8 protein-coding genes are annotated in these 12,771 nt (G+C 70.6%); 6 read left to right on the top strand and 2 right to left on the bottom strand.

Translation table 11 applies throughout. The annotated features are described in order from the left end of the window. Nucleotides 1-80: 80 nt before the first annotated feature. Complete coding sequence (locus tag OXN85_15585; protein MCY3601389.1) at nucleotides 81-320, top strand: ribbon-helix-helix domain-containing protein; 240 nt, start codon at nucleotides 81-83, stop codon at nucleotides 318-320. Further along, nucleotides 317-739: a PIN domain-containing protein gene (locus OXN85_15580; protein ID MCY3601388.1), complete on the top strand. Its 423-nt coding sequence runs from the start codon at nucleotides 317-319 to the stop codon at nucleotides 737-739. The genes OXN85_15585 and OXN85_15580 overlap by 4 nt, the downstream gene beginning before the upstream one ends. A 64-nt stretch (nucleotides 740-803) precedes the next feature. Here the strand turns inward: OXN85_15580 and trxB are convergent, their stop codons facing one another. Together trxB and OXN85_15570 are read right to left on the bottom strand one after the other, a co-directional pair. Then, nucleotides 804-1,769 (bottom strand): thioredoxin-disulfide reductase, encoded by a 966-nt coding sequence (gene trxB / locus OXN85_15575; GenBank protein ID MCY3601387.1) that lies wholly within the window; start codon nucleotides 1,767-1,769, stop codon nucleotides 804-806. A 9-nt stretch (nucleotides 1,770-1,778) separates the two neighbouring features. Continuing rightward, a complete protein-coding gene (locus OXN85_15570) occupies nucleotides 1,779-2,480 on the bottom strand; it encodes a hypothetical protein (GenBank protein MCY3601386.1) in 702 nt (233 codons plus the stop codon). Between the two features lie 188 nt (nucleotides 2,481-2,668). Between OXN85_15570 and OXN85_15565 the strand changes: the two genes are divergently transcribed. The 4 genes from OXN85_15565 to OXN85_15550 all read left to right on the top strand — a co-directional run. Then, a complete protein-coding gene (locus OXN85_15565; GenBank protein MCY3601385.1) occupies nucleotides 2,669-5,641 on the top strand; it encodes a tetratricopeptide repeat protein in 2,973 nt (990 codons plus the stop codon). After that, nucleotides 5,638-7,434: a CRTAC1 family protein gene (locus OXN85_15560; GenBank protein MCY3601384.1), complete on the top strand. Its 1,797-nt coding sequence runs from the start codon at nucleotides 5,638-5,640 to the stop codon at nucleotides 7,432-7,434. The genes OXN85_15565 and OXN85_15560 overlap by 4 nt, the downstream gene beginning before the upstream one ends. 110 nt (nucleotides 7,435-7,544) lie before the next feature. Then, on the top strand, nucleotides 7,545-10,070 hold the full coding sequence (locus OXN85_15555) for a choice-of-anchor B family protein (GenBank protein MCY3601383.1): 2,526 nt from the start codon (nucleotides 7,545-7,547) through the stop codon (nucleotides 10,068-10,070). 127 nt (nucleotides 10,071-10,197) lie between these two features. After that, nucleotides 10,198-12,771, top strand: a 2,574-nt coding sequence (locus OXN85_15550; GenBank protein MCY3601382.1) for an FG-GAP-like repeat-containing protein, incomplete at its 3' end; no start/stop codon positions are given.

The following is a 12,771-nucleotide window of genomic DNA, read 5'->3' as shown; positions in this document are numbered from 1 at the left end:
CTCGTGCCCTACGTAATACTCCTTATCGTAATATAGTAGTACGACAAAACGTAGTACCCAAGGACAGGGAGCGGGCCGGAATGAGACCCATATCGTTGAAGATGCCGGGACACCTCGCTCGGGAGGTCTCCGAGGCTGCGCGCCGGCGGGGGGTGAGCCGGTCGGCGCTGATCCGCGAGGTCCTCGAGGCTTTCCTGCACAGGGAGGGAAGCATGCCTCCCGTTTCCGCCCTGTCCCGGGCCGCCGAGTTCGCCGGCGCCTTCCAGGGGCCCGAGGACCTGTCGGCGAACCCCGACTACATGCGCGGCTTCGGTCGGTGAAACCCGGCACCATTCTCGATACGGGCCCGCTGATCGCCTTCCTGAACTCCCGGGATGGACATCACCGCTGGGCACGGGAACAGTGGTCCCGCGTCGAACCCCCGTTTCTTACCTGCGAAGCCGTCATCGCCGAGGCGTGCTTTCTCGCGCAGCGTCTCGGCGCCGGAGCGCCGGAAGCCGTGGTCTCGCTCGTCGAGCGGGGCGTTCTCGCTGTGTCGTTCCGGCTGGCGGACGAGGCCGCCGCGGTCGCGCGGATGATGAAGAAGTACGACGACGTCCCGATGTCCCTGGCGGATGCGTGCCTCGTCCAGATGTCCGAACACCACCCGGGCAGCGTGGTCCTCACCCTGGACGGCGATTTCAGGATCTACCGCAGAGGCGGCCGCCACCCCATCCCGACCCGGATGCCCGACGGGTGACGCGGGGCGCCGCGGCCGCCCTCGGGAGACGCCCCGGCCGAAGTCCGGGACGCCTGGGCCGTGGTCAGCCGGCCGAGCCGTTGTGGGCCAGGAAGCGCTCGGCGTCCAGCGCGGCCATGCAGCCGGTGCCCGCCGCCGAGACCGCCTGCCGGTAGTAGTCGTCCATGACGTCGCCCGCCGCGAACACTCCGGGCACGTTCGTATCCGTGCGCCACGGCGTGGGCATGTCCACGTAGCCGTTCTCCTTGAGGTCGACCTGGCCCTGCAGGAACGCCGTGTTGGGGATGTGGCCGATCGCCACGAACATCCCCCCCACCTCGACGTCCGACGCCTCGCCCGTCACCGTGTCCCGCAGGCGGATGCCGGTGATCGCCTCGTCCCCGAACACCTCCTCCACGGTCCGGTTCCAGAGGAAGCGGATCTTGTCGCTGGCGAAGGCCCGCTCCTGCATGATCTGCGACGCCCGCAGCTCATCGCGCCGGTGGATGAGCAACACCTCGCGCGCAAACTTCGTGAGGTAGAGCGCCTCCTCCATCGCGCTGTCGCCGCCTCCCACGACGGCGAGGACCTGGTCCCGGAAGACGGGCAGGGCGCCGTCGCACACCGCGCACGCGGACACCCCGCCGCCGCTCTGCGCGAGCCGCTCCTCGCCCGGCACGCCGAGCCAGCGCGCGTTGGCACCCGTGGCCACGATCACGGTCTCCGCGAGCACCTCCTGCTTCCCGGACGAGCGCAGGCGGAAGGGTCGGCTCGAGAAGTCGACCTCCACGATGTCCTCGGTGAACACGCGCGTGTCGAAACGCAGCGCCTGCTTCTTGAAGTCCAACATCATGTCGATGCCGCTAACCCCTTCGGGGAAACCGGGATAATTCTCCACGTCCGTTGTGAACATCAGCTGCCCGCCGGGGATCATCGTGCGACTCCCCGCGCCCTCGAACACGAGCGGATTCAGGTTCGCCCGGGCCGCGTAAATCGCCGCCGTCCACGCGGCGGGGCCCGAGCCAATGATGACGACGGTTTCTGTACTCATCGCTCCGTATCAGTCCTCGGCGGCGGACGATGCGGTCTCGGCCCGTGCGGCCTCGGCTTCCCGTCGCCGAACGGCCGCTGCGCGCGCCAGCGCGTCGTCCCGCGCCTGTTTCAAGGCGATCATCACGTTCTTTACCGAAGGCTCTCCCTCCGGGAACCTGTCGGGAGCCTGTCTCTTGTCCTCCGTCATGGCGTTTCTCCTCGCGAAGTCAACCGGGAGGTCCCGCCCGTCTGCATCCGCCGCGGTAGGCAACTCTCGGATGCGCCACCCGCTGGGAAGGAGCGGGAGGATGTCGTTTCGCTCCGATGCGGCGACGAGGATCGGGGACCGGCTCGAAGTGTCGTAGACCTGCCATTCGTCTGCAATGGGACGGTACAATTCGACGAAGTTGTCCCAGCTTCGTTCGAACCTACGACGGGCGACCGGCTCGGGAATGTCGTGACCGCCCTCGCTGACGTGCTGGGCGACCCGCCTGACGACGTGGTCCGCCGATGGCAACCGGAGGTAGATCAACCCGATCCGGTATCCGTGCCGCCGCCACCCTGCGAGGCGGCGCGCATAGGATCGGCCGCTGAGAGTCGTCTCGAAGGCGAAGTCAGTCCGTCTCGCGACGTACGACTCCATCCGCTTCAGCGCGATCCGGCCTGCCCGTTGGGCGGCTTCGTCGGGCGCGTCCGGATTCAGGCGTGCGGCGATTTCGTCGCCGTTCACGAACGGTACCTCAGGCCCTGCGAACTGCAGATACCGCACTTTCATCGGTCCTCCCCACCACCTCATCCATGACGCGACTTCGTCGGCAGCCAAACAATCTATCGTGGCGGCCCGTCTTGGTTGCGCGGACCGTCCGTGCGCGGTTTCGTTGACGCATGAGCGGAAGTGGGCCGGATGAAGACCGGAAGATGACACGGGAGACGGGCGTCGAGATCCCGCCGCGGCGGGGGCGGCCGGTGTTGCGTTCCATCCTGGGGACGGGGCAGCGGCGCTGGCTGCGGTTCGGGCTCGGGGTGGCCGTGTTCATGCTGGCGAACACGCTGTACCTGCTCGCGAACCGGCTCGCGGACGGGCTGGGGCTGGAGTTCTTCGCGGTGGGGGAGAACTCGCTCCCCCAGCTCTTCCAGGCGATGGTGCTCACGCACACGGGCGTGGGACTGCTGCTGGCGGCGGTCATGTTCGGGTTCCTCGCGGCGCACCTCCCGACGGTGTGGAAGCGAAAGCACCGCGCCTCGATTCTCACGGGGATCGGGATGGGGCTTGTGGGCGGCGTCCTCGTCCTCACGGGACTCTTCATCCTCACCGCGGCGGCGAGCCGGGAGAACAGTTGGGCGTGGTGGGCGCACGTGGGGAGCGCCGTCCTCATCGTCTCCGCCTACGCCGGGCACCGGCTCGTGAGCTATGCCCGTCCGCCGGGCGTGCGGGCGCGCCGCTTCGCGCTCGCCACCGGCGCCGTCCTCTTCGTCCTCATCGCGTGGCACAGCTTCACGCACCGCGGGTTGCAACTCACGCCGGAGGCCGAGGCCGCGCTCGCCCAGGGCCTGAACGAGGGGCCGGGGGGCCGCGACCGCGACGTGTCGCGCTTCGTCGACGCCGACTTCGTCCCGACGGGGCTCGTGCCGCCCGAAAGTCCGTTCTTCCCGGCCGCGACCACGACGAGCACGGGGACCTACCTGCCCTCCCGCATCATCACCCGCACGGAGGCGGGGGAACTCGCCGCGCAGGCGGCCCGGGAGCGCGCGGCGCGCGTCCGCGCGGAGGTGGAGCGGCGAGGGTTCGCGGCGGACGAACTCATCGGCGCCACCCAGTGCGTGCGCTGCCACCCCGATGTGACGGCCCAGTGGGCGACCTCCGCGCACCGCTTCGCCTCCTTCAACAACCCGTTCTATACGGCGACGATCGAGGACATGCGGGAGGGGTCGCTGGAGGCGGGGCCGGAGGTGATCGCGCACCTGCGGGAGTTCGGGCTCGAGCCGGACGCGGCCGGGCGCGTGAAGAGCAAGTGGTGCAGCGGGTGCCACGATCCCGCGCTCATGCTCGCCGGCGCCATGGACGCGCCGATCGATCCCGCCACGGTCGAGGCGCAGGCCGGGCTCACCTGCCTCGCCTGCCACGCGATCGACCGCATCCACGACAACACGGGCAACGGCAACTACAACATCGCCGACGAGCAGGAGGACCCCTACCTGTTCGCCGACGCCGAGGCCGGCACGCTCGGCGCCTACCTGCACGACGCGGCGCTCAAGGCGAAGCCCTCCGTCCACATGGCGCAACTCCTGAAGCCGGTCCATTCGACGTCGGAGTTCTGCGCCACCTGCCACAAGGTGAGCCTCACGGAGCCCGTGAATAACTACCGCTGGCTGCGGGGACAGAACGAATACGACGCGTGGCACGACAGCGGGGTGGCGCGGAACGCCTCGCGCACCTTCTACCTGCCCGCGGCCGCGCGCGTGTGCCAGGACTGTCACATGCCGCCGGAGGAGGCGCCGTTGGGCGACGTCTCGGCCGAGGACGGGATGGTGCGCTCGCACCGTTTCCTGGCCGTGAACACGGCGCTCCCCTTCCTGCGCGGGGACACGGCGACGATCCGCCGCATCGAGGAGTTCCTGCGCGACGAGAAGCTGCGGGTCGACATCTTCGCCATCCGGCGCGGTCCCAACGACGACCCCGAGATGGGGCTCGATCTCTCGCCTCCGAGCGTGTCTCCGGGGGAGACGGTCATGTTCGAGGTCGTGGTCCGGAACCAGGGCGTGGGCCACACCTTCCCCGGCGGGACGAACGACTCCAACGAGGGCTGGCTCGAGTTCGAACTGGTGGACGCCGAGGGCCGGCGGATCGCGATCAGCGGCGAGATCGGCGCGGACGGGCACCTCGATCCGATGGCGCATTTCTTCAAGTCGGTGATCCTCGACCGCGAAGGACGTCCCATCCAGAAGCGGAACGCGCAGGACATCCACGTGACGGCGGCGGTGAACGTGATCGGCCCCGGGAGCGCGGACGTCGCCCACTACCGGATCACGCTGCCGCCCGACCTGCCCGAGGGGTCGCTCACGGCGCGGGCGCGCCTCCTGTGGCGGAAGTTCGACCGGGCCTACACGGAGTTCGCGTTCGGGGCCAACCCGCAGGGGTTCGCGGAGTTCGACGATGTCCCGGACCTGCCGATCACCGAGATCGCCCGCGACGAGGTCGTGATCGGGGTCGGAGGCCGCGTCGATCCCGTGGCGATCGAGGAGCAGGATGAGGAGATCTGGGTCCGCTACAACGACTACGGGATCGCCCTCCTCCGGGAGGGGAACGACCGGCTCGCCGAGCGCCCCTTCGAGCGGGTGGCGGAGTTCTTCCCGGACCGGGTGGACGGGCCGCTCAACCTGGCCCGCATGGCGCTCATCGCCGGCAACCTCGACGACGCGTTCGACAACCTCGAGCGGGCCGAAACCATCCAACCGGGCAACCCGCGCGTGGCCTGGGTCTGGGGCGGCGCGCACCAGGAGGACGGCGCGTACGAAGCCTCCGAGGCGGCGTACCTTGCGGTGCTCGATGCCTTCCCCGAGGATCGCGAGGCCTGGTTCCAGTTGGGGAGGACGCGGTACCTGGACCAGCGGTACGAGGCGGCGGTCGAGGCGTTCGACCGGGCGCTGGCGATCGACCCCGAGCACCGGCAGGCGCACTACAACCGCATGCTCAGCCTGCGGGCGCTGGGGCGCGACGCGGAGGCGGCGCTGGGCGAGGCGGCGTTCGAGCGTTACCGGATCGACGAGGCGGCGCAGGCGATCACGAGGGCCTACAGGGCGGAGAACCCCGGCGTGAACCTGATGGCACAGGATATCCGCACGCACGAACTGCGGCCGATCGCGAGATCCGGCGGCGGCGGAGGTCGATGAACGTTCGCCGCGTCGGACCCCTCTCGATCTGCCTCCTCGCGGCGGCGATTTCCTGCGGTCCCGACGAACCGGAAGACGCGGAGGCGCCGTCCTATACCCAGACGCGCCCGAGTTTCACGGCGCGCCAGGGCAGCGACGCGACGACCTCGATCCGTTTCACGGACGTCACGGCGTCGGCGGGGGTCGACTTCGTCCACGCCACGGGCGCCTTCGGAGAGAAGTGGATGCCCGAGACCATGGGCAGCGGCGTCGTCGTGCTCGACTACGACGGGGACCGCTGGCCCGACCTCTTCTTCGTCAACAGCACCGGCTGGGAGGGGCGCGCGGAGGACCGGGGGGCCCGGTCCACGCTCCTGCGGAACCTCGGCGACGGGACGTTCCGCGACGTCACGCGCGAGGCCGGCCTCGACCGGCCCATCTACGGCATGGGCGGGGCGGCGGCCGACTACGATGCCGATGGGGACACGGACCTCTACGTGACGGCGGTCGGGGACAACCGGCTGTACCGGAACGACGGGGGACGATTCACCGACGTGACCTCGGTGACGGGTACGGCAGGGAACGCGCCGGGCGCGACGGATCCCGCCTGGTCCACGGCTTCGGCCTGGTTCGACGCGGACGGCGACGGCTGGCTGGACCTCCTCGTCTGCAACTACGTGGACTGGACGCCGGAGACCGACCTCTTCTTCACCCGCGACGGCGTGAACAAGTCCTACGCGACCCCCGAGGAGTACAACGGCGAGTCCTGCCGCCTCCTGCGGAACGAGCCGGCGTCGGCGGGGGCCGGCGCCTCCTCGGACCCCGGCGCCACGGACCAGACCCCCGCGCGGCGCTTCCGGGACGTAACGGCCGAATCCGGCCTCGAGAATCCCGAGGGGAAATCGCTCGGCATCGTCATCGACGACTTCACCGGGGACGGCCTCCCCGATGTCGCGATCGCGAACGACACCTACCAGAACTTCCTCTATCGGAACGAGGGAGACGGGACTTTCGCCGACGTGGCGCTCGACGCGGGGGTCGCCTTCGACGAGTTCGGCCGGGCGCGGGCCGGGATGGGGGTCGACGTGGGGGACATCCTCAACCGGGGGCAACTCTCGATCGCGATCGGCAACTTCTCCAACGAGCCCGTATCGCTGTTCACGCAGATCCAGGCGGGACTGTTCCAGGATCTGGCCGGGTCGGCCCGGCTCACACGGTCGACGCTGCTTCCGCTGACGTTCGGGCTCCGCTTCGCGGACTTCGACCTCGACCGCTACGTGGATCTCGTGCTCGGGAACGGCCACATCGAGCCGGAGATCGAGGCGATCCAGGGAGACGTGACCTTCGCGCAGCCGCCGCAGTTGTTCCGTAACGACGGGCGCGGGGGGTTCATCGACGCCGGCGCGATGGCGGGCGGAGGGTTCGACGAGCCGATCGTGGCGCGGGGCGTGGCGACGCTCGACTTCGACCGGGACGGGGACCTCGACCTGGTGGTGTCGACGAACGGCGGGCCGGCGAAGCTCTTCCGCAACGACCTCGAGCCCGGCCCCGGCTGGGTGCGGTTGCGCCTGGAGGGGGCGGCGCCGAATCTCGGCGCCGTCGGGGCGACGGTGCGGGTGTTCGTGGGAGACGTAGCGCAGCGGTTCGTGGTCTCGACCGCCTCGTCCTACCTGTCACAGTCCGAGGCGAACCCCGTGCTCGCCGGCCTGGGCGGCGGCGCGCGCGCCGACAGCGTCGTCGTCGTCTGGCCCGGAGGTGCCCGAACCGTCACCGGACCCGTTGAGGCGGGCGCGGCACTCACAATCCGCGAGTAGCCCTCCGCCGGCGCGGCGGCGGCCGTCGCGAGGGCGATGGCATCTGGCGCGAGCGCCGTCCGAAACCGATCATTCGTCCGCCAAGACCCGCCTCCAGGAGACCGTCCGCGATGACCCCATCGAGCCCCGCGCGCCTCGCCGCCGCCCTCCGTCCCGCCACGCCGCAGCCCGCCCTGCTCTTCGTGATCGCGTGCGCCGCCGCCGTCTTCGCCGGCACTCCGGTCGCGGGCCAGTCGGGCTCGTTCGGCCACTCGGTGCTGATCCACGAAGGCGAGCTCCTCGTAGCCGAGCCGACCACCAACTTCCGCCCCGGCGCCGTGTATGTGTACACAAGAGGAGAGGAGGGGTGGATGGAGTCCGGCGTGATTCGCGGGCCGGACCCCGAGATCGCCGATGGCTTTGGCACGGTGCTGGCCGCCGCCGGCGACCATCTCTTCGTCGGCGTGCGCGGGACCGGCATCCAGATCTTCGGGCGTGGCGAGGGCGGCGGATGGGTATGGCGGGACGCGATCACGGCCGATGAGGTCCGCGGTCTTTCGCCGGACTGCCGCTTCGACGGCTATTGCGGGACCGACTTCGGATTGGCGCTGGCGGCGGAGGGCGAGTGGCTGATGGTGGGCACGCCCGACCCGGCCGATGGTCCGGGCGGAGGGGGGCCGGACGTCCGGGACGATGCCGGCGCGGCGGGCACGATCCACGCGTACCGGCGCGGCGCCGACGGCCGGTGGACGAAGCGGACGGAGTTGCGCCCTTCGGGCGGTGGCCCGGGCGACCGCTTCGGAGCGGTGGTGGCCTTTACGGAACGCGGCCTGCTCGTCGGTGCTCCGGGCTGGGGTCCGCGGATCGAGGGAGGCGGCGAGGCCCGGGGCGAGAGCCGCGAGGGGACGGGCCGCGTCTACCGCTTCGACCTGAGTGGGGACGGCTGGACGGAAACCGGATCGATAGGGTCGGCGGAAGGCGCGGGCTCCGGCTTCGGTGTCGCGCTCTCTGCGGAGGGCGACCGGCTTCTGATCGGCGCGCCGGGCGCGGACGCCGATCGCGGGGCGGTCTTCGTGTACGCCTGGGAGGTCGGCTCCGGTTCGTGGGTGGCCGAGGAGCGGATAGTGCTCGAAGGCGGCGCAGAGGGCGACCGCTTCGGCGCGGCGGTCGCCTTCTCCGGACCCGACGTGTGGGTGGGTGCGCCCACGGAGCGCGAGAACGAGACCGGTGCCGTCCTGGTCTACGAGGCCGAAGCGGACGGCACCCTTCCCCGGCGGCCGCGCCGCATCGCCCTCCCTCGCGAAGAGACGGTGGAGCGCGACCGTTTCGGCGGACTGGTGGTCGCGGACGGAGCGCTCGCGGCGGTTGGAGCGCCCGGCATGCACCATCAGTCGGGCTCCGTCCACCTCTTCGAGGACAGCGGCCCCGGCTGGGCGGCGGCGGGCATGCTCGCAAGCGCCCCCGATGCCCTCGAGCGCATGGTCGGCGAGGAGCGCCGCTGCGTGGAGGGCAGCGTCGGCCCCTTCGATTGCAGCGAAGTCGAGCTGCTCGCGTTCATTCCCAACTCCATTCTGCGGGCCGAGGGCAGCGCCCGGGGCGTCCGCGCCAACGACAACTGGGGGTGGACCGACCGAGAGACCGGACGCGAGTATGCGCTGGTGGGACGCAACGACGGCACCTCGTTCATCGACCTGTCGGATCCCACCCGTCCGGTCCTGGTCGGCGATCTGCCCAAACCCGACGGCACGCCCCCGTCGCAGCTGTGGCGCGACATCAAGACGTACAAGGACCACGCCTTCATCGTGGCCGACGGAGCGGGCGACCACGGCATGCAGGTCTTCGACCTCACCCGCCTGCGCGACGTGGCGCCCGGCGACATGCCCGCGCTCTTCGAGCCCGACGTCCACTACCGTGGGGTGGCGAGCTCGCACAACATCGTGATCAACGAGGAAACCGGGTTCGCCTACGCGGTGGGCAGCGGCGCGGGGCGCGAATCCTGCGGCGGCGGTCTTCACATGATCGACATCAACGACCCCCGGAATCCCGAGTTCGTTGGGTGCTTTCAGGAGGACGGCGGCACCCACGACGCGCAGTGCGTGCTCTACCGGGGTCCCGACGAACGATACGAGGGGCGCGAGATCTGCCTCAACTCGAACGGACGGTACTTTCAGATCGCCGACGTGACCGACAAGGAGAACCCCTACGCGGTGTCTCGCGCGACGTCGCCCAATGCCGCCTACATCCACCAGGGCTGGCTCACTCCCGATCACCGCTACTTCTATCAGGACGACGAGTCCGACGTGATCTCCGGCGCGGTCGAAACCACGCGGACATTGATTTGGGACCTGAGCGACCTGGAGGATCCGGTGCTCGTCAACCAGTTCATGGGCTCGCTTCCCGCCAGCGCCCACAATCTCTACCTGAAGGACGGCTTCGCGTATCAGGCCAACTACCGCTACGGCCTCCATGTGCTCGACATCTCCGATCCCGTGAACCCGCGCGAAGTGGGCTTCTTCGACACGGCCCCGTATCAGGAGGGTCCGGGCTTCGGCGGGGCGTGGAGCACGTATCCGTTCTTCGAGAGCGGCACCATTATCGTCACGAGCATGCGCGAGGGGCTCTTCGTGCTCAAGAAGAGGGTGCGGCCGGTAAGTTAGGGCGGTATCGGGCTTTCCGGCGGCGCTCGAAGCGGCGGGGCGGTTCGCGTAATTCCATGGACGGGAGGAGTGTGCGTTGACGGAACCGAAGCGGTCTGGCAGTCCGGCCCCGATCCGAGTTCGCGGGTTGACCTTCCTCGCGCTGATCGTTGGCTGCGGGGAGGCGGGGGCGCCGGTGCCGGAGGCGTCTCTGGCGGAGATCCTCGCGACGCGCGGGACGGCGGACGCGGCGCTCCAGCAGGACCGCCTGGAGGACGCGCGGGCGGACTATCAGCGCCTCGTCGAGATGGCGCCGGCGGAGGCCGCGGGGTACGCGGGACTCGGCCTCACGGCGCTCAAGGCGGCGGACTACGAGGCGGCCGAGGAGAGCCTCCTCGAGGCGCGCGAGCGGGCGCCGGACGATCCGGAGCTGACGCTGGCGCTGGCCACGCTGCGGACCGAGACGGGCGACTTCGGGGAGGCGCGGGCGCTGCTGGACGAGACGCTGGCGGCGGACCCCGGCCACGCGCGCAGCCTGTGGGGGCTGGCGGAGGTGGAGGCCCGGGCGTCGGGAGTGGACTCCGATGCCCGCGCGGACGTTCTCGCGCGCCTGGCGGCGGCCGCGCCGGGCAACCTGGCCGCTCTCGCCGAACTCGCCGATGCGCAACTCGCGCGCGGCGAACTCGACGCCGCCCTGGGCACGATCGAGAGTCTGCGGCAGGTCGCCCCGGACTTCCGCCCCGGGCCGCGCGCGGCTTTCGAGGCCGCCGAAGATGCCCTCCTGGATGGCGACGCATCGACGGCGATCAGCCAGTTCGCCGACTTCCGCGCCGCATTCGAGGTCACCTCGCCCTACCAGGCGAGCCTCGAAGAGCTGAGACAGCCGGGCGGCCCCCTCGCGGGCGTCGCGCAACTCAATTTCAGCTTCCTCGTCACCCTCCGCGTCCAGGAGCCGGAGGCCGTGCTCGCCGCGCTGCGCTACACCGAAGCGTCCGACCTGGCCGGGCTCGCGGCGCTTGCCCCCTCGTCGGAAGCAGGGGTGGCGGCGGAGGGACCGGTAGCCGCCGCGACGGCGATCGGCGACTTGGACGGGGACGGCGACGAAGACCTCCTGTGGAGCCGGGACGGGGAAGGGCGCGCCTTGCGCGTGGACCTCGGCCGCTACGTGGACGCCTCCGACGAGGTCGGGGCCATCGACGCCGGCGACGCCGCGGCCGCGATCTGGGCCGACCTCGACGACGACCGCCGCCTGGACGCCTGGTTCGCCGGGAGCGCACCGCGCGCCTACCGCAACGACCCGGCCGGAGGCTTCGAGGAGATCGCGCTCCCGCCGGCGGCTGGTTCGGCCGGCGCGGCGACCTCCGCGGCCCATGGCGTGTTCGCGGCGGACCTGGATCAGGACGGAGACCTCGACGTGTTCGAGCCGCACACGGGCGCGAACCGCCTCTTCCGCAACAACGGCGACCTCACCTTCGCCGAGATGGCGGCGGACTTCGGCCTCGCAGGCCCGGCGGAGGCCGACACGCGTGGCGCGGCCTTCGGCGACCTCGACGACGACCGCGACCTCGACATCGTGCTCGCGGAAGGCGACGGCGGCCTTCGCCTCCTCGACAACGAGCGCGCCGCCACCTTCGCCGAGCGGACTGAGCGCCTCTCGGATGCGGCGTCCGAGCCCGCGCAGGCCGTGGCGATCGGCGACGTGAACGGAGACGGCTGGCTCGACATCGCGGCCGCCGGCGCCGACCGGGTCCGCCTGCTGCACGGCTCCCCCTCCGACGCCTTCACGCTCGCCGCCACTGTGCCGCTGAACGGCCTCGCCCCGCGCGACCTGCTCTTCATCGACTTCGACAACGACGGCCGGCTGGACCTCGCCGTCGCCGGCACGCCCCCGGCCTCCGCCGCCCCGTCCGGCTCCGGGCTCCGGCTGTTCCGCAACGAAGGGGAAGGGCGGCTGGCGGCGGCCGACGACTTCCTCCCGGATCTGCCGTTCGCGCTTCGCTCCGTTCGTTCGTTCGACTACAACGAGGACGGCGACGCCGACCTCCTCGTCCTCGGAGCGGACGGGAATCCGCGTCTCCTGCGCAACGACGGCGGCAACGCGAACCACTACTTCCGGCTCGACCTGGCGGGGCTGGGCGAGGGCAGCCGCAAGAACAACCGCTTCGGGATCGGCGCGCGCGTCGAGGTGCGGGCCGGGGACCTCTTCCAGGTCCACACCGTCACGGACCCCACCACTCTCATCGGCCTCGACGGCCGCCTGAAGGCGGATGTCGTCCGCGTCTACTGGCCGAACGGCGTCCCGCAGGACCTCTACTTCCCGGGCACCGACCAGGATCTCGTCGAGGAGCAGACGCTCAAGGGCTCCTGCCCCATGCTCTACGTGTGGGACGGCGACGGGTTCGAGTTCGTCGGCGACATGATGTGGAAGAGCGCCCTCGGCATGCCCCTCGGCATCCTCGGCGGCGGCCTGCGCGCCTACGCCCCCGCCTTCCCCTCGCAGGAGTACCGGCGTCTCCCCGACGGCGTGTTCCAGCCGCTGGATGGCGAGTACGTGATGCAGATCACCGAGGAACTGTGGGAGACGATCTACGTGGACGGCGTGAACCTCGTCGCCGTCGACCATCCCTCCGAGATCGACGTCTACGTGAACGAGGCCTTCATCCCCCCCGCGCCCATCGACCTCGAACTGTGGCGGGTGGGCGAGCGGCACGCCCCCGTCTCG

Source organism: Candidatus Palauibacter australiensis (assembly GCA_026705295.1).
GTDB classification, from domain to species: Bacteria; Gemmatimonadota; Gemmatimonadetes; order Palauibacterales; family Palauibacteraceae; genus Palauibacter; species Palauibacter australiensis.
The sequence above is the reverse complement of the archived record's forward strand: the minus strand, read 5'-3'. Positions and strand labels throughout refer to the sequence as shown.